Annotated in this window: 16 protein-coding genes; 7 read left to right on the forward strand and 9 right to left on the reverse strand. The window is 70.3% G+C overall.

What is annotated here, in order from left to right:
* Window positions 1-407: 407 nt before the first annotated feature.
* From RJT50_RS16640 to RJT50_RS16650, 3 genes are all read left to right on the forward strand, one after another.
* Complete coding sequence (locus RJT50_RS16640; RefSeq protein ID WP_313692823.1) at window positions 408-1,103, forward strand: RAD55 family ATPase; 696 nt, start codon at window positions 408-410, stop codon at window positions 1,101-1,103.
* Entirely contained in the window at window positions 1,103-1,561 is a 459-nt protein-coding gene (locus tag RJT50_RS16645) for a DUF8057 family protein (protein ID WP_313692826.1), read from the forward strand. Before RJT50_RS16640 ends, RJT50_RS16645 begins: the two co-directional genes overlap by 1 nt.
* A gap of 74 nt (window positions 1,562-1,635) precedes the next feature.
* A complete protein-coding gene (locus tag RJT50_RS16650; protein WP_313692829.1) occupies window positions 1,636-2,262 on the forward strand; it encodes a DUF7504 family protein in 627 nt (208 codons plus the stop codon).
* Between the two features lie 45 nt (window positions 2,263-2,307).
* Here the strand turns inward: RJT50_RS16650 and RJT50_RS16655 are convergent, their stop codons facing one another.
* From RJT50_RS16655 to cobN, 8 genes are all read right to left on the reverse strand, one after another.
* A complete protein-coding gene (locus RJT50_RS16655; protein WP_313692830.1) occupies window positions 2,308-2,613 on the reverse strand; it encodes a DUF8036 family membrane protein in 306 nt (101 codons plus the stop codon).
* A gap of 337 nt (window positions 2,614-2,950) precedes the next feature.
* Window positions 2,951-3,427 (reverse strand): ferritin-like domain-containing protein, encoded by a 477-nt coding sequence (locus RJT50_RS16660; RefSeq protein ID WP_313696059.1) that lies wholly within the window; start codon window positions 3,425-3,427, stop codon window positions 2,951-2,953.
* Window positions 3,373-3,684 carry a hypothetical protein gene (locus tag RJT50_RS16665; protein ID WP_313696070.1) on the reverse strand — a complete coding sequence of 104 codons (312 nt, stop codon included), beginning with the start codon at window positions 3,682-3,684 and terminating at the stop codon, window positions 3,373-3,375. Before RJT50_RS16665 ends, RJT50_RS16660 begins: the two co-directional genes overlap by 55 nt.
* Before the next feature lie 170 nt (window positions 3,685-3,854).
* Window positions 3,855-4,556, reverse strand: a complete 702-nt coding sequence (locus tag RJT50_RS16670; RefSeq protein WP_313692832.1) for a cob(I)yrinic acid a,c-diamide adenosyltransferase — start codon at window positions 4,554-4,556, stop codon at window positions 3,855-3,857.
* Window positions 4,553-5,863 (reverse strand): cobyrinic acid a,c-diamide synthase, encoded by a 1,311-nt coding sequence (locus RJT50_RS16675; protein ID WP_313692834.1) that lies wholly within the window; start codon window positions 5,861-5,863, stop codon window positions 4,553-4,555. Before RJT50_RS16675 ends, RJT50_RS16670 begins: the two co-directional genes overlap by 4 nt.
* Window positions 5,860-6,606, reverse strand: coding sequence for a precorrin-6y C5,15-methyltransferase (decarboxylating) subunit CbiE (gene cbiE, locus RJT50_RS16680; RefSeq protein ID WP_313692836.1), 747 nt, complete (start codon window positions 6,604-6,606; stop codon window positions 5,860-5,862). Before cbiE ends, RJT50_RS16675 begins: the two co-directional genes overlap by 4 nt.
* Window positions 6,607-6,765: 159 nt before the next feature.
* Window positions 6,766-8,913: a VWA domain-containing protein gene (locus RJT50_RS16685; RefSeq protein ID WP_313692838.1), complete on the reverse strand. Its 2,148-nt coding sequence runs from the start codon at window positions 8,911-8,913 to the stop codon at window positions 6,766-6,768.
* Window positions 8,910-12,692 carry a cobaltochelatase subunit CobN gene (gene cobN / locus RJT50_RS16690; RefSeq protein WP_313692841.1) on the reverse strand — a complete coding sequence of 1,261 codons (3,783 nt, stop codon included), beginning with the start codon at window positions 12,690-12,692 and terminating at the stop codon, window positions 8,910-8,912. The genes RJT50_RS16685 and cobN overlap by 4 nt, the downstream gene beginning before the upstream one ends.
* 62 nt (window positions 12,693-12,754) lie before the next feature.
* On the opposite strand from cobN, the gene RJT50_RS16695 reads away from it, so the two are divergent.
* The 4 genes from RJT50_RS16695 to RJT50_RS16715 all read left to right on the forward strand — a co-directional run bounded on the left by RJT50_RS16695 (window position 12,755) and on the right by RJT50_RS16715 (window position 15,332).
* Window positions 12,755-12,943 (forward strand): CbtB domain-containing protein, encoded by a 189-nt coding sequence (locus tag RJT50_RS16695; RefSeq protein ID WP_313692843.1) that lies wholly within the window; start codon window positions 12,755-12,757, stop codon window positions 12,941-12,943.
* 1 nt (window position 12,944) lies between these two features.
* Window positions 12,945-14,150, forward strand: coding sequence for a CbtA family protein (locus tag RJT50_RS16705; RefSeq protein WP_425499694.1), 1,206 nt, complete (start codon window positions 12,945-12,947; stop codon window positions 14,148-14,150).
* The gene (locus tag RJT50_RS16710) at window positions 14,150-14,524 is read left to right on the forward strand and encodes a (2Fe-2S) ferredoxin domain-containing protein (protein WP_313692845.1); all 375 of its coding nucleotides are present in this window, start codon (window positions 14,150-14,152) and stop codon (window positions 14,522-14,524) included. The genes RJT50_RS16705 and RJT50_RS16710 overlap by 1 nt, the downstream gene beginning before the upstream one ends.
* Window positions 14,525-14,699: 175 nt before the next feature.
* Window positions 14,700-15,332 (forward strand): TetR/AcrR family transcriptional regulator, encoded by a 633-nt coding sequence (locus RJT50_RS16715; RefSeq protein WP_313692848.1) that lies wholly within the window; start codon window positions 14,700-14,702, stop codon window positions 15,330-15,332.
* A 68-nt stretch (window positions 15,333-15,400) separates the two neighbouring features.
* Here RJT50_RS16715 and RJT50_RS16720 read toward each other — a convergent pair whose 3' ends face one another.
* On the reverse strand, window positions 15,401-16,171 hold the full coding sequence (locus RJT50_RS16720) for an SDR family NAD(P)-dependent oxidoreductase (protein ID WP_313692850.1): 771 nt from the start codon (window positions 16,169-16,171) through the stop codon (window positions 15,401-15,403).
* Between the last annotated feature and the right edge of the window lie 4 nt (window positions 16,172-16,175).

Here is a 16,175-nt window from a genome sequence, read left to right on the forward strand (position 1 = left end):
AGCCGACGAGGCTCGTGAGGCCACCCGTGGCGATGGTGGCCAGGAGTCCTCGTCGACGGGAGAGCCGCCGTGGCGTCGGGGAACCAGTCATCTGTCCGTCAGGTTCGACGGGAGAGTACAAGCGTCCTGTGCCGGTGGCGACGAGGGAGGGAAACGAAACCGAGGAGCCGGGTACGGGTGCCGACTCTCCCAGTGAAGGACTTCCGGACGGCGGGGGCGACGTCCTGAACTGCGGGGGACATCGTCCTGAAGTGCGGCGGAGGCGTCGTCTGTCCCGCGTTTCCGGTGGGAGTTCCGACCTCGAACCGCTCACAGCGGGTCGGGGTCGATTCCGGCCCGATCACACGGTTATTCTTCGTGATATTCGGGGGCGAACCCTTATTGAGCGCATCGGGGCTCATCGGTGTATGCGCGTATCGAGCGGCGTCAGCGGGTTCGACGAGGTCGTCGACGGCGGGCTTCCCGCCGGGCGGCTCTACGTCGTCTGTGGTCCCCCCGGCAGCGGCAAAACGACGTTCTCCTCCCAGTTCCTGGCCGAGGGCGTCTCGCAGGGCGACCGCTGTCTGTTCGTCAGCATGCACGAGAGCGAGGCCGACCTGGAGGCCGACATGAGCGGCTACGACTTCGGCTTCTCCGAGGCGCTCGACTCCGGGCAGGTAACGTTCCTCGACGCCTTCTCGCAGGACGGCAAGCGCTTCTTCGGGATGCCGGGCGAGCGCAGGGACTCGAACACCATCAGCAACCGCATCACGTCGTTCGTCGAGTCGCGGGACATCGACCGGGTCGTTGTCGACTCGACGATGCTGCTCCGCTACTTCATCGACGACACGGACGACACGATGATCCAGTTCCTCTCCTCGCTCAAGCGGGCGAACGCGACGACGTACCTCATCTCCGAGATGACCGATCCGTCCGCGTACGCCGACGAGCACTACCTCGCACACGGCGTCGTCTTCTTCCACAACTACATGGAGGACGACGGCATGACACGCGGCGTCCAGGTCGTGAAGATGCGGGGGGCCGACGTCGACACCGACATCCACGACCTCCGGTTCACTGATCGGGGACTGGTCGTCGCAACCGACCGGTCGGACGCCCGCTGATGTACGAGGAGCGACTGGGAACCGACTGGGAGACGCTCTCGGAGGCGGAAGCCATCGACCGGGCGTTCGCGCTCGGCGTCGCCTCGGCGTTCGGCTACGAGAACGACGGGGAGTTCGAGCGGCTCCGGGACGTCCTCGACAGCTCCTACGATCGCAGTCTCATCGAACTCGCCTACAGAGAGGGTACACAGAAGGCGCTAGCATTACAAGGCAAAGTTCCGGCGAAGGACGACGTCTGGCGGCGGCTCGTGACCGAGGGGGAGGGGGCGGTCGCGCGCCTCTCGGCGGACGAGAGCGGCGTCCCCCACCCGGCGACCGAGCGCGGTCCGGCCGGGGAGCTTCCGTCGAACCTCGCCCGGGCCGACCTCCTCGAGGGGGGCGAGGACCTCGAAGCGCTCCAGTATCCCCGGTTCCTCGGACGGCGGTCGGACGGCGACGACGGGGACCGGGGGGAGTGACCCGCGATGTACCCGAGAGGTCGATGAACGGGGTGTGGACAAAGGTTTTGAGCGTCCGCCGCCACCTCCGGGACATGGTGGAGGATTCCCCGCTTTCCGTCGATTCCCCCGGCCAGGGGGAGAGCCTCCTCATCGCCGGCCCTCCGATGACGGGGAAGTACGACCTGCTGTTCCGACTGCTCGGGTCGTCGATCGATCAAGGGATCGTCATCTCGACGGGCGACACCGCCGAGGACGTCCGCGCGGACTTCGCCGAGATCGGCGACCTCGACCCGGCAGCCGTCGGCGTCGTGGACTGCGTCTCCAAGCAGCGCGGCGTGAACACGCAGCCGGCCGACCGCACGCGGTACGTCTCCTCGCCCAAGAACGTCACCGAGATCGGGATGAAGTTCACCGACCTCTTCGAGGAGTACCGGGAGTACGAGCCGCCGGTCGGCGTCGGCATCCACTCGCTCTCGGAGCTGCTGATGTATCTCGACCCCGAGGACGTCTACCAGTTCGTCCGCGTGCTCACCAAACAGGCCGAGAGCGAGGGATGGTCGACCGTCGCGGTCCTCGGCTCGACGATGCACGACGAACAGACGCTCCACACGATGTACGAGCCGTTCGACACGGTCGTCAACACGCGCGAGAACGACGGCTCCCGCGAGCTTCGCGTCCGGGACCGCTCGCGGGCCGCGACCGCCTGGACGACGTTCTGACCGCCGCGTCGCCCGGCGGTTTTCACGATTCGAGCGGCGGGGCGATCAGTCCGCCGTGATCCAGACGAGAAAGCCGACCGCCAGCGTCTCGACCACGTGGACCGCCATCGTGGCCCGCCACACGACCGGCGGCACGGCAGTCGCGTACCAGGCCGACAGCGTCGGGTCGACCGCATAGTAGTACAGCGAGGTGGCATTCTCCGCGAGCAGTAACAGCCCGAACAGCACCAGTCCGAGCGGGTGTTTCGTTCGGAAGCGGACGTAGTTCCGCCCCCACACGACACAGAGCCCGGCGAGCAGCACCACGTTCAGCCCGGCGGCCGCGAGGGCGACGGTCGACCAGCCGCTCATCGGGCCGCTCCCCCCCGCTGTCGCGTCGGCGATCCGGTTCGATCAGGTGTCATGGCTGTGGTGCTGCCGTCGGCCGGGGTCGTCGGTGGTGTCAGTACGGTCGTCGGATCGGTGCGGTCGGCACGGTCTGCCCGGCCGGGGGGGTCGGCACGGTCTGCATGGTCGGCCGATCGGCACGGTCTGACCGGTCCGTGCGGCCGGGACGGTGGAGTTCGCTGGCACGGTTCGATCGACGCCGGAACCCGACGGGTGCGCGGGGAGTGGCGCGGTGTGAGCCGGCGAGCGTGTCCCGGCGAGGGCCAAAGCGGGAGGCGGGGAACGGTCGCCGACGGGCCCGTTACCCCTCGACGATGAACTGGCCGGCGACCTCGGTGACCTCGTCCATCATCATCGGCTCGTCCACGCCGTCGGGGAACGGCGAGCTGACGTTCAGCTCGTTCAGGAACGCCGCGTGGCGCGCCTCGACGCTGTGGATCCCGATGGCGGCCGAGAAGATGGCGTCGTTCGAGACGGTCCCGGCGGCCCCGGCGTAGGCCGCGACGCCGGTGTTCTCCAGCGCCTTGGCGACCGCGAGGAACTCCGAGGGCGTCTCGTAGCCGAAGTCGTACTCGGCCTCGCCGACGGGCTCGCCGCCCAGGTCCTCGACGGTCGCGGCGATCGCCTCGACGTGGGCCGCATCGTGTGCGCCCACCGTCTTCAGGTGCTCGGGGACGTCCATGCGGACGGCCTCGCCGAAGTTCGAGAGCACGTCCGCCCCCATCAGTTCGTCGTCGGCGAACGTGTCGAGGCCCTCGCGGTAGAACGCGTTCTCCAGGTGTTCGAGCGCGAGCGCGTAGTTGAGGTCGGGACGTCGGGGTTCGTGGGCACGGGCGTGTCGGTCGGCTCCTCGGTGGGCGCGTCCGTCGGGGTGTCCACCGGCTCGTCGGTCGGGGACGGCGTGTCGGCCTCGCCGCCCGCACAGCCGGCCAGTCCGACCGCCGCGAGCGTGGCACCCGCGCCGACGACGCGTCGGCGCGTGAGGTCGGTCCGTCCGGTCGTCGTCGCGTCGGGAGTGGTGTCGTCCGGGGTCATGTTCCACTCACGTCGTCGGCGAAGCCACACAAGAGGAATTTCCGAGTTCCGACGGCACTGCGACCGGACTCCGTTCGGGTTGTCACCGAACGCCCTCCGAACTCTCTCCAAAATTCGTCCCCACGAGCGTCGCCGACGAACTCGCGCGCACCGACGAGCGCGCCGGCCGGTCAGAACTCGGTTCCCTTCCGGGCCCGCTGGCCCGCGTCGATGGGGTGCTTCTCCTTGCGCACGTTGGTGACGAGGTCGGCGTGATCAAGGAGGTACTCGGGCCGGTTGTGGCTCCCGGTCATGACGAGTTCGAGGTGGTCGGGCTTCTCCTCGACCAGCGTCACGACCTCCGCCTCGTCGACGAGGCCGTGGTCGGCGGCGTACAGGATCTCGTCGAGGACGAGCAGATGCACCCCGGCCTCCGGCTCTCCATCCGGGGGAAGCGGCTCGGTCAGGTCGGCGTCGCCGGCCGCCCGCAGGAGCTCCCGGGCGCGCTCGTAGCCGGCCCGGGCCTCGGTCCGGTGGGAGTCCTCCTCGGAGCCGTCCCGCATCCCGTGCCAGCCGTAGTGGCCGAGGTTCTCGTAGGAGAAGCCGGGCATCGCCTCGATGGCGTTGTACTCGCCGCGGACGGCCTCGACGCTGTCGGCGCCGCCCTTCATGAACTGGAGCATGTGGACCCGGTAGCCGTGACCGGCCGCGCGAAAGCCCATCCCCATGGCGGCGGTCGTCTTGCCTTTGCCGTCGCCCCACCAGGCCTGCGTCAGCCCGAACTCGGGCGGGGCGCCCGGCTCGATGGGATGAGCGCCTGGTTTCACGCCGCCGCCTGGTGTGCGTTTGCGAACCTGGTCCGGATCGGTCGGAGCGTCGTTCGTGTCGGTCATGGTTGGTTGTCGAGTGAGTCGAGGAAGTCGTCGAACGCGCCGCTCTCGGCGTGGACGTGGCTGTACGTTCCGAGGGTCGCGTACTCGGTCACCCCGTCGTGCTCGCCGTCGATGCCGGTTCCGCGGCGGACGTCGAACGCGAACGAGGCGTCCCGCGCGACGTCGGCGCTGGAGTAGTGGAACTCGTGGCCCCGGATCCGGTCGCCGCGCGCCGCGGTGAGCGTGTCGGTCGTCGCCTCCAGCGTGACGTGGTCGAGCGCCCGGTACCGGTCGTGCATCGTGACCTCGACCGGGAGCACCCCGGCCATCCCGTGGGTGTCGCCCCCGGCCGTCGTCAGCGACTCGGCGAGCGCCATCAGGCCGCCGCACTCGCCGTACACCGGCAGGCCCTCGGCCGCCCGGTCGTGCAGCGAGCGGAGCGCCGGGCTCGCGGCGAGCGCGTCGGCGTGGAGTTCCGGGTAGCCGCCCGGCAGGTAGACGCCGTCGCAGTCGGGAAGCTCCGCGTCGGCCGTCGGGGCGAACGTCACGACCTCGGCGCGGTCGCGGAGCCGCTCGACCGTCGCTGGGTAGCTGAACCGGAACGCGTCGTCCCGGGCGACCGCGACCCGGCGGCCGGTCCGGGACGGCGGTTCGCGGGGATCGGGCCGCGGCGGCTCCCGCGCGAGCGCGGCGAGCGCGCCGACGTCGAGGTGGGCGGCGGCGTCCGCCAGCGCGTCCTCGTCGACCGGATGTTCCGCGCCCATGTGGAGCCCGAGGTGGCGGTCCGGAATCTCCAGCCCCTCGGCCGGGGGGATCCGACCGAAGTACGCCAGCCCGTCGGGGAGCGCCTCGCGGATCCCCCGCTCGTGTCGCCCGCCGTGGGCCCGCGCCGCGATGATCCCCGCGACGTCGACGTCTCGACCGGTCCGCTCGGCGTAGGATCGAAAGCCGAGCGCCGTCGCGGCGACGCTCTCCATCCCGGCGCTCGCGTCGACCACGAGCACGACCGGCAGGTCGAGCGCCTCGGCCACCGTCGCCGTGCTCGACGCGTCGCCGTCGTACAGTCCCATGACGCCCTCGACGAGACACACCTCGCCGTCGCCCCGATAGTAGTTCCGGCGGGTGCCCGCGACGCCCTCCAGCCAGACGTCCAGCGTCCGGGACGGCCGCCCCGCGATGGCGGCGTGGTGGCTTGGGTCGATGAAGTCCGGCCCGGCCTTGGCGGGCTGGACCGAGTGGCCCGCGTCCTCGAACGCCCTGATGGCCGCGAGGGTCGCCACGGTCTTGCCGACGCCCGACGCGGTGCCCGCGACGACGAGCCCGTTCATCGCCGCCCCCGCACGACCACGACCGACAGGTCACAGAACGCCGAGTCGCCGTCACCGTCGGCGGTGGAGTCGGTCGCGGCCAGTTCCGCGAGCGTCGTCCGCGTACACGCCTCGTCCTCGAACGTCAGGCGCTCGTGGACGTGGACCGGGAGCGAGCCGTCGACGCCCCGGCCGACGAGCACGGACGCGATCCGCTCTGGCATGTAATCGAACGGGCGCGGGAGGAGCAGCAGGTTTCGGTCGCCCGCCTCCCGGACGAGACGGTCGAACGCCCCGTCGAGGTCGCCCCGCGCGTGCAGGGTCACGACGGTCGAGGACTCGAACGGCGTCCGCGACCTGCTCGCGGCCACCTGGACCGACGAGACGCCGGGTGTCACCCGAACCGGTCGGTCGACCGCCCGTTCGACCTTCCCGAGGAACGCGTAGCCCGAAACGTTCGGGTCGCCCATGAGCGCGGCCGCGCCGGCCTCCCCGTCCTCGACGCGGTCGGCGAAGGCGGCAAGCCGGTCCGCCTCGGTGTCGTACGTACACGAGAGGACGTCGGCGTCGGTCAGGTGCCGGACGCGGTCGAGCACGGTCTCGAAGCCGACGAGGACGTCGGCGCTCTCGAGGATCGATCTCGCCCGGGGATGCAGGTAGGACGGGTTTCCTGGACCGATCCCGAACGCCGAAACCGGGCGCTCGGGCGACTCCTCTTCCGGTTCGGTGGCGAACTGACGGGGAGCGGGCTCCGGCGCCGTCATCCGAGCCACCACCCGGCCGTTCGCGGGACCCGCGCCATACGGTTCAAATGCGCTTGCATTAGTAAAATAAGTATTGCGTTGGTGGACGCGACCGCCGGGCGACTAGCAGCAAGCGAGGCTCTCGGATGCGAGTGTCGCCACCGAGTCGCCGGGGACCGTCTATCCCGCGGGCCGGTTCGGGCGGTCGAACACGTCCCGCACGGTCTCGGAGATTCCGGCCGACTCGAGGTCGTCGAGCCGGTGGTAGCTCGCCCCCATCCGGTCGGCGATCTCCCCGACGAGCCCCATCCGGACCGGGCCGGTTTCGGTGTCGAAACAGATCGCCGGCACCCGGTCGTCGCCGATCCGCGTCGCCCGCGCCATGGCGTCCTCGACCGGCGACGCCGACCCCCCGGGGCCGGTCGGTCGGCCGTCGGTGACGAGAACGAGTAGCGGGGCCAGCGCGTCGTTCGTCCGCCGCTCGCGCTCGACCAGCCGGTGGCCGCGTTCGAGCCCCGCCGCCAGCGGGGTCCGGCCGCCCGTCGGCATGTCGGCCAGTTCGCGCGCCGCACGGCTCACGCTCGCGGTCGGCGAGAGCAGGGTCTCGGCCCCGTCCTCCCGAAACCCGACCAGGCTCACGGCGTCCCGGTTCTGGTAGGCGTCCTCCAGCAGCGACAGGACCGCCCCCTTGACCGCCGACATCCGCCGGTAGGCCCCCATCGATCCGCTGGCGTCGACCACGAACACGACGAGGTTCCGGACGCGCCCCAGTCGCTCCTTCTCGCGCAGGTCTGACGCCCGGAGGGACACGGCCGTCCCCCCGTCGTCGGACGACTGCCGCGCGGCCTGGTGGGGCGCGGCCGCCCGGAGGGTCGCGTCGAGCGCGACGTCGCCCGCCTTCCCTCTGGGCCGGCGAGCGCGGTGGTACGCGCCCCGCCCGTCGTCCGCGACCGTCCGCGTCCGGCCGCCCTGTCCGGCGGGGTCGGGGAGGTCGACCCGCGCGTCCGGCTCCGGGTCCGGGGGCTCGATCCCCCCGGAGATCGGGAACACCTCGTCGCCCGAGGACCCGTCCCCTTCGCCGTCCTCGTCCGTGCTGCTGCCGCCGGCCGCGTCGGTGTCGTCACCAGCAGCATCCCCGCCAGTGTCGGCGGTCGCCTCGTCATCGTCGGTGCCGTCTCCACCGCCGTCGTCGGGCCCGGCGGCGTCGTCGCCGCCGTCCGCCCCCCCGTCCGACGCGGAACTCGGGGGGTCGACGTCCGGGAGGTCGTCGGGAGACGGCTTGTCGGGGGAGTCCGGGGACCGTTCGTCGTCCGACTCGCCGTCGTCGGACGGGTCGGGGCCGCCGGGGGTCCGCGAGGACCGCGACCCCGCGCGGTGCCCGAGCGCGAGTTCGGCCGCGCGCTCGACGTGCTCGTCCCTGACCGTCCGCGCCCCGTCGAGCGCCGCCAGCGCGGTGGCCGTCCGGTGGGTGACGATGTCGGCCCGCAGCCCGTCGACGTCGTGGTCGAGACACAGCCCGACGATGCGGTCGAGCTGTTCGTCGCCGAGGGTCACGTCGTCGACGAGCCCCCGCGCCGTCTCGATGCGCTCGGCGTGGTCAGCCTCCCGCTCCCGCCAGTCCGCGAGCATCCGGTCCGGCTCGGCGTCGTACCGGGTCCGGCGACGGACCACGGCCTTGCGGTCCTCGGCGTCCATCCCGCGGTCCATGTCCACGGACAGCCCGAACCGGTCGAGCAGTTGCGGGCGCAGTTCGCCCTCCTCCGGGTTCATCGTCCCGACGAGGAGCACGTTCGCCGGGTGCTCGACCGAGACCCCTTCCCGCTCGACGCGGTTGGTCCCCGACGCGACGGCGTCGAGGAGCACGTCGATCAGGTGGTCCCCGAGCAGGTTCACCTCGTCGACGTAGAGGATGCCGCGGTTCGCGCGGGCGAGCAGCCCCGGCTCGAACGAGCGCTCCCCCTCCTTGATCGCGGTCTCGATGTCGATCGTCCCGAGCACGCGGTCCTCAGTGGCCCCGATCGGCAGGTCGACGAACGGCGTCCGGATCTCCTCGACGAGGTCGGGGCGGTCAGCGAAGTCCCGCCCCGCGCAGCGCTCGCACTGTAACTCGGGGTCGTCGGGCGAGCAGTTGTACGGGCAGTCGGCCACCGACCGGATCCGGGGGAGCAGGTGCGCCAGGCTGCGCACGGCCGTCGACTTCGCCGTCCCGCGGGTGCCCGAGATCAACACCCCGCCGACGTCCGGCTGGACGGCGTTACACAGCAGCGCGTCCTTCATGTCCGCCTGCCCGACGACCGCCGAGAACGGGAAGTACGTCGAGTCGGTCATTCGCCTCTTCCCTCCAGCATTCCCTCGTTTTCGAGGTACAGTCGCTCCAGTTTCGCCCGCAACTCCTCGTCCGGCTCCGCCCACATGTCGCGGTCCATCGCCTCCAGCAGGCGCTCGCTCATCGACCTGATCGCCCACGGGTTGTGCTCCTCGAGGAACTCGCGGTTCTCCTCGTCCAGGAGGTACGTCTCGGAGACGTCGGCGTACATCCAGTCGTCGACGACCTCCGCCGTCGCGTCGTAGCCGAACAGGAAGTCGACGGTCGCGGCCATCTCCAGTGCGCCCTTGTAGCCGTGCTCGTGCATCGACTCCACCCACTTGGGATTGACCACGCGGGAGCGGAACACGCGCCGGGCCTCGTCGTCGAGGTGCCGGACCTCGACGTCCTCGGGCTCGGAGCTGTCGCCGAACATCGCCGACGGGTTCTCCCCGGTGAGCGCCCGGACGGTGGCGACCATGCCGCCATGGAACTGGAGGTAGTCGTCGGAATCGAAGACGTCGTGCTCGCGGTTGTCCTGGTTCTGGACCGCGACCTGGACGTTCGAGAGCCGCTCTTTGAACACGTCGATGGCCTCGGAGCCGTACTCGTCGTCTGTGTAGGCGTAGCCGCCCCAGTTCAGGTAGACGCCCGCGAGGTCCTCGTCCGTCTCCCAGTTGCGCTGGTTGATCGCCGGCAGGATGCCCGCGCCGTAGGTCCCCGGCTTGCTGCCGAACACGCGGTAGCGCGACCGCCGCTCGGCCTCCTCGGGGTCCATCCCCTCCGCCTCGTAGTTCGTCCGGTCGCGTTCCGCGTGTTTCCGGACGTAGTTCCGCTCGGGCGGCTCGTCCAGGTCGGCGACCGTGTTCACTGCCTCGTCGAGCAGGTCGACGACGTGCGGGAACGCGTCCCGGAAGAAGCCGCTGATGCGGACGGTGACGTCGATGCGCGGCCGCCCGAGCTCCTCGAGTGGAATCACGTTCAGCCCCTCGACGCGGCGATTCTCGTCGTTCCACACCGGTTCGACCCCGAGCAGCGAGAGGATCTCCGCGACGTCGTCGCCCTTCGTGCGCATGTTCGAGGTGCCCCAGACGACGATGCCGATGGACTCGGGGTACTCGCCCTCGTCCTCCCGGTGGGTCGCCAGCAGCGAGTCGGCGAGGTCCGTGCCGACCTCCCAGGCGTACGGCGACGGGACGGCCCGGATGTCGACCGAGTAGAAGTTCCGCCCCGTCGGCAGCAGTTCCGGCATCCCCCGCGTGGGCGCGCCGCTCGGGCCCGGCGGGACGAAGTCGCCGTCGAGCCCCCGGAGGAGGTTGTCGGTCTCGTCGGTCGTGCGCCTGATCGCCGGGAGCAGGTCGTCCTCGACGTAGGTGAGGACGTCCTGGATCGGGGAGTCCGCGTCGATGCCGAACGTCTCGCGGGCGTCCGCCGCCGAGCGGCCCTCCACGAGCGGCGAGACGAGCGCCCGGGCGAACGACTCGATGGCCTCCTCGACGTCGCCCCTCGTCCGAACCCCGTCGGCGTCGACGTGCGCGAGGAACGCCGGCCTCGACCCGTCGTACGGTTTTCCTGGATCCGCCGTCACCGCGTCGTAGTCGATGCCGTACTCGTCGGCGATCGCCCGCCGGATGCCCTGGACGTGCTCGGTGTCGAGCCGGAGCAGCGAGGTGAGAAAGTGGACGAGCTTCTCGTCGGTCGGCGGCTCGCCGAGGACGTGGAGGCCGCCGCGGATCTGCAGGGCGCCGATCTCACAGAGGTAGCCGTCGATCTCCTCGGTGAACGCCCCGAAATCGTCCGGCTGCTCGTTGACCTGGAGGTCCTCGTCGAGGTCGTTCTCGAGGACGAGTTCCCAGATCTCGTTGCGGATCTGCGGGAGCTTCTTCGGGTCCATCTCCTCGGCCTGCTGGTACTCGTCGAGCAGCGTCTGCAGGTGGTCGAGGTCGCCGTACGTGTCCGCGGTCGTCATCGGCGGCACGAGGTGGTCGATGACGGTCGAGTGGAGCCGCCGCTTGGCCTGTGAGCCCTCGCCCGGGTCGTTCATGATGAACGGGTAGAAGACGGGCAGGTCGGGGTTGGCGACCTCCGGGTAACACGACTCCGAGAGGGCGACGGCCTTGCCGGGGAGCCACTCGAGGGTCCCGTGTTTCCCCGCGTGGACGATGGCGTCGGCGCCGAACCCGTTCGAGAGCCAGCGGTAGAAGCCGGCGTAGTGGTGGGTCGGGACGAGGTCGGGGCTGTGATACACCGCGATGGGGTTCTCGCCGAACCCCCGGGGCGGCTGGATCCCAACGAACACGTTCTCGAACCGGACGCCGGCGAGGTAGACGTGCTCGTCGTCCCGGTAGACGTCGCCCGGCGGGTCGTCCCACTCGTCCCGCATCTCCGCCCGAACCTCGTCGGGGAACGTCTCGAACCACTCCCCGTACTCGTCCTCGTGGATCCGGCCCGGGGCCTCCCGCATCTGCTCGCGCGTGAGGAACTGCTCGTCGTACCCGCCCCGGTCGATCAGCGTCTCCATCAGGGCGTCGCCGTCCTCCGGGATCTCGCCGGTCCGGTAGCCGGCATCCCGCAACCGTTCGAGCACGTTGATGACCGACGCGGGCGTGTCCAGCCCGACGGCGTTGCCGACCCGCGCGTTGCTCGTCGGGAAGTTGGTGAGCAGGACGGCGACCTTCTTCTCCTCGTTGTCCAGCCGCCCCAGCCGCGCGTACCGGTCGGCGACGTCGACGGTCGACCCAGTCCGGTCGGGAACGGGATGCTGTCGATAGACCGGGCCCGTGACGGCGTCGTCGAGTTCGACGGGTTCACGGAACGACGAGGCGTTGCCGGTTATTCGGCCGTCGAACTCCGGCATCGCGACCTTGTTCGCCGTGTCACGCGGCGGCAGTCCCTCCTCGTTCGCCTCCCACTCCTCGACGGTCTCGGAGGAGTTCATCCCCTGGACGACGGGGACGTCCAGGTCGGCGAGAAAGTCGTTCGAGCCGGCGTCTTTCGTGGTGCCCCGCTCGTTGCGCCGTAACGAGCCCATGTGATAGCTGAGGGTGGTGAGTATCACGTCCGGCACGGTGCCCTCGTCGTCGGTCAGGTACTCGTCGACCACCGCGGGAGCCGACGCCGAGGCGGAGTCGTCCCGGTTCCGCATCGAGTAACAGAAGATCGGGAGCGGGTCGTAGCCCTCGGCCCGCGCCCGCTCGATCAGGGCGTCGACCGCGTCCAGGTTCCCGCTGATCCAGTTGGCGCGATAGAAGAGGATGGCCATCACGGGGCGGTCCGAGCCGAACGTCCGGTTCCGGAACGCGTCCAGGTCCCGCGTCGCGTCGTCGAGATCCGGGTGATAGAGCCCGTGCCAGGGCAGCTCCTCCGGGTCGTCGTACTCGTAGTCGGCGACGAGATAGCGCGCGGCGAGATACCGGAACAGGTTCTCGAAGTTGGGGACGCCGCCGTGGCTGAAGTACTCGAAGACGGTCCCCGTCTCGGCCGGGGTGGCGGTGCTCAGCGCCGTCAGTTCGGGATCCATCTCCCGGGTTCCCGGGAGCACGAGCAGCGGGACGTTCCGGTCCCGGGCCAGCTCCGAGAGGACGTCCAGCCCGGTCTCGAAGTACTGTTTCCCGCCCAGAACCCGGACGACGATGGCCCCGGGCTCCGTCCCGAGGTCGTCCAGGAACGCCTCGAGTTCCGCCCGCGACTGGAGGTGGTCCGTCCCCGCCATCCGGACCGGCGGGAAATCGCTCGGTAGCCGTTCCAGGGCCTGCTGTGCCGTGAGAAGCTCCGTGTCCACGGACGTGATGAAGAGTATCATTGGGCCGAAGCGTACTCACCGAAAGTTATACAACTATATTAGTTCTTTTGCAAGCGTAGCTTATGTCCGTCGCAAACGACACGGTCCACGACAGGATCGAACGAGCCCGGATCGAACTCTCGCCCGTCCAGCTCACGGCCGTGCTGGGCTTCGTCGCCGCGGTCGGGTTCCTCCTGCTGTTCGTCCAGGAGCCGCTCGTTCACGACTCGATGCACAACCTCAGGCACGCCGCCGGGATCACCTGTCACTGAGATGTTCACGGACTACCTGACCCGCGGTGTGAAGGCGGGGCTGGTCGCCGGGATCGTCTTCGGCCTGTTCATGGCGCTGGCCGCGAACCCGCTCGTCGTCTACGCCGACGAGATGAACCACGCCGCCGGGGAGGGGGACCACGCACACGGCGAGGGCGGAACGCCCTGGGAGTGGGCCGGCTCGTACCACCTCGAACCGGGCACCTACACGTACACGTTCCAGGAGGGGCCCGACCCGGCGATGCACCTCGCTGTCCTGGGGAGCGCCCAGTCCGGACAGGAGAGCATCCACGACACGGAGGGGACGGCCGAGACGCTCTACGGCGACCACGACGCCGCCGCCGCGGTCGGGGACGGCGGGAGCGTCCAGCCGAGCGCGGAGACGCTCTACGACCTCCAGTTCGCCGAGTCGGGCGGGACGACGGTCACCCTCGAAATCGGGGAGGCGGGCTCGTACGTCCTGTTCACCGAGCACGTCCCGTCCGAGTTCGGCGCGGCGCTCACGGACGAGAGCGGCGCGGTCGTCGAGCCGGAAGCGACCGAAGGCGCTGGCGGACACGGCGGGGAGAGCGGGCACGGGGCCGACGGCGGCCACGCCGGCGAGGCGGGCCACCACGACGCCGCCGTCTCGACGGCCGTGAACAAGACCGTCAGCGTGCTCTCCGGCGGGCTGTGGGGCGTCCTGCTCGGCGGGGCGTTCTTCGGCATCGCGTTCTACTTCCTCGAGCCCGCGATCCCGGGGACGGGCGCGACCAGGAGCTACGTGCTGGGCGCGGCCGGCTTCGTCACCGTCTCCGGCGCGCCGTGGCTGGTGCTCCCGCCGGCCGCTCCGGGCGCACGGCAGTCGCTCCCGGCCGATACCCGCCTCCTGCTGTACGGCGGGATGATGGTCGCCGGCGCGCTGGTCTGTCTGCTCTCGGGCGTCGCGTACGACCGGGCGCGGGGCTCGAACGGCCCGGCGATCGCCGCCGTCGCCGCGCTGGTCCCGTTCGCGCTGCTCGCCGTCCCCGTCGTGCTCGCGCCGACGAACGCCGTTCAGGGCGCGCTCCCGGCCGACCTGCGCGCGGGACTCACGGGGCTGTTCGCGTTCGGGCAGGTGCTCCTGTGGGCAGCCCTCGCCGCCGCCCACGCGCAGTTCGCACCGGCGGGCGACCCGCCGACGGACGGGGCGGCGACCGGACGGGACCCGACCGCCACGGCGGACTGATGCGACACAGAACCGAGGAGGTCCACGAGAACGGGTTCACGGACCACGTGCTGGTCTGTACGAACGGCCGGGACTCAGAGTACGCCAGCTGTGCGGACGCGCACGGCCCGGAGGTGTACGAGACGGTGAAAGCGTGGTTGCGCGAGCGGGGTGTGTTCTGGTCGCGCGTCCACGTCGCGGAGACGAGCTGTCTCGGGCTGTGTAGCGAGGACGGGACCGCGATCGCCATCCACCCGCGGAACCGGTGGTACTCGGACGTCCGCCCCGGGGAAGTCCCGGACCTGCTCGCCGACGAGTTCGGCGAGGACGCCTCGCGGCTCGGCGTGAACCGGTCCTCGGCGGGAGGCGTCACCGCGACGACCGACGCCGAGTGACGGGCGGGCCGTCGCTGCTATCGCCGTCAGCACGATCACCGTCACCTCGCCGTTTCCGCCCCGACGAGCGCCCGACGGACGGGTCGGCGCGACGCGCCGGCCGTTCTCACAGCTTTAAGCCGGCGAGGGAGTACCAGGGAGTACGTCCAGCCCGACGGACGAGGAGAGACACGGAATGGACACGAACGCGAACACGGAGGAACGGATCAGGGAAGCCGCGTTTCGAGCGCTCGCGGAGCACGGCTACGCCGACCTCTCGCTCACGGACATCGGGGAGGAGCTCGGCCAGAATCCGTCGCTGATCTACCACTACTACGACAGCAAGGACGACCTGCTGGTCTCGATGCTCGAAGGCTTCACGGACGTCTTCGTGAGCCGGCAGCTAGCGGAGCCGATCACCGACGCCGAGGAGCGACTGTCCCGCCTGGTCGACCAGGTTCGCCACCCGACCCAGTCGCGGGCGAAACGGCTCATGGCGACGCCGCCGGCCGACATGGAGACCGCGGTTGCCCGGGTCCACATCGAACTCTGGTCCCAGGCAAGCCGGGATCCCGAGTATCGGGAGCGAGCGACTGCCGTCCGGGAACGCCTGCGTGGGGCGATCGTCGAGATACTCGAGGCGGGCGTCGAGGGGGGCGAGTTCGACGTCGACGACCCCGAGCAAACCGCCGAGCACGTGCTCGCGCTGCTTCTTCACGAACTCCACACGCGAGCGACGACGAACCGGACCGGGTCGGTCGAGCGGATCGAGTCGCTCCTGGACGAGACGATCGCCGACCTGCGAAGCGACGCGGCCGACGCGTCGTAGGTGGAACGTTCGACCCGGAGCCGCTTCGCCGGCTGGGCCGCGAACCGAAGGCAGTGCCGACGAGTCGTTCAGTCGGCCGCCTGGCCGCCGTCGACCGGCAGCGTGTGGCCGGTGATGTAGGACGCGTCCGACGAACAGAGGAACGCGACCGCGCCGGCCATCTCCGTCGGGTCCGCGGTGCGTCCCATCGGCACGTCGGCCATGGCGGAGACGTCGAACGGCAGCGACCGCGGGTCGCCGCCGCCCACCGAGTTGGCCTGGATGTTCGTGTCGGTCGGCCCGGGGGCGACCGCGTTGACGCGGATTCCACGGGAGGCGTACTCGAGCGCGACCGTCTTGGTCAGGCCGACGACGCCGTGTTTGCTGGCGGAGTAACTGCCGAGCCCGCCCATGCCGACCAGGCCGGCCTCCGAGGCCGTGTTGACGATGACGCCGCTCCCCTGGGACTCCATGACCGGGAGTTCCGCCTTCATGCACGCCCAGATCCCCTTGAGGTTGATGTCGAACAGCTTGTCCCACTGCTCCTCCTCGATGTCGGTCACCTCCGCGAAGCCGGTGAGGATCCCCGCGTTGTTGTGCGCGAACTCGAGGCTTCCGTAGGTGTCCACCGCGACGTCCACCATCGCCTCGACGGACTCGGTGTCGGCCACGTCGACCTCAACGAAGGTCGCGTCGCCGCCGTCCTCCTCGATCAGTTCGACCGTCTCGCGCCCCGTCTCCTCGACGACGTCCGCGACGACGACGTTCGCCCCCTCCTCGGCGAAGCGTCGCGCCGACGCGCGACCGATTCCCGAGCCTGCACCCGTCACGACAGCCGTGTTTCCGTTTAATCCGTTCATGACC

The sequence above is a fragment of the Halobaculum sp. XH14 genome (assembly GCF_032116555.1).
Lineage (GTDB): Archaea > Halobacteriota > Halobacteria > Halobacteriales > Haloferacaceae > Halorarum > Halorarum halobium.

Excerpts from the sequence above, each read along its gene's own strand:
- RJT50_RS16645 (WP_313692826.1), top strand. The coding sequence starts at position 1,103 with ATGTACGAGGAGCGACTGGGAACCGACTGGGAGACGCTCTCGGAGGCG.
- RJT50_RS16670 (WP_313692832.1), bottom strand. The coding sequence starts at position 4,556 with ATGACCGACACGAACGACGCTCCGACCGATCCGGACCAGGTTCGCAAA.
- RJT50_RS16655 (WP_313692830.1), bottom strand. The coding sequence starts at position 2,613 with ATGAGCGGCTGGTCGACCGTCGCCCTCGCGGCCGCCGGGCTGAACGTG.
- RJT50_RS16710 (WP_313692845.1), top strand. The coding sequence starts at position 14,150 with ATGCGACACAGAACCGAGGAGGTCCACGAGAACGGGTTCACGGACCAC.
- RJT50_RS16675 (WP_313692834.1), bottom strand. The coding sequence starts at position 5,863 with ATGAACGGGCTCGTCGTCGCGGGCACCGCGTCGGGCGTCGGCAAGACC.
- cbiE (WP_313692836.1), bottom strand. The coding sequence starts at position 6,606 with ATGACGGCGCCGGAGCCCGCTCCCCGTCAGTTCGCCACCGAACCGGAA.
- RJT50_RS16715 (WP_313692848.1), top strand. The coding sequence starts at position 14,700 with ATGGACACGAACGCGAACACGGAGGAACGGATCAGGGAAGCCGCGTTT.
- RJT50_RS16720 (WP_313692850.1), bottom strand. The coding sequence starts at position 16,171 with ATGAACGGATTAAACGGAAACACGGCTGTCGTGACGGGTGCAGGCTCG.
- cobN (WP_313692841.1), bottom strand. The coding sequence starts at position 12,692 with ATGATACTCTTCATCACGTCCGTGGACACGGAGCTTCTCACGGCACAG.
- RJT50_RS16650 (WP_313692829.1), top strand. The coding sequence starts at position 1,636 with ATGGTGGAGGATTCCCCGCTTTCCGTCGATTCCCCCGGCCAGGGGGAG.
- RJT50_RS16640 (WP_313692823.1), top strand. The coding sequence starts at position 408 with ATGCGCGTATCGAGCGGCGTCAGCGGGTTCGACGAGGTCGTCGACGGC.
- RJT50_RS16695 (WP_313692843.1), top strand. The coding sequence starts at position 12,755 with ATGTCCGTCGCAAACGACACGGTCCACGACAGGATCGAACGAGCCCGG.
- RJT50_RS16665 (WP_313696070.1), bottom strand. The coding sequence starts at position 3,684 with ATGACCCCGGACGACACCACTCCCGACGCGACGACGACCGGACGGACC.
- RJT50_RS16705 (WP_425499694.1), top strand. The coding sequence starts at position 12,945 with ATGTTCACGGACTACCTGACCCGCGGTGTGAAGGCGGGGCTGGTCGCC.
- RJT50_RS16685 (WP_313692838.1), bottom strand. The coding sequence starts at position 8,913 with ATGACCGACTCGACGTACTTCCCGTTCTCGGCGGTCGTCGGGCAGGCG.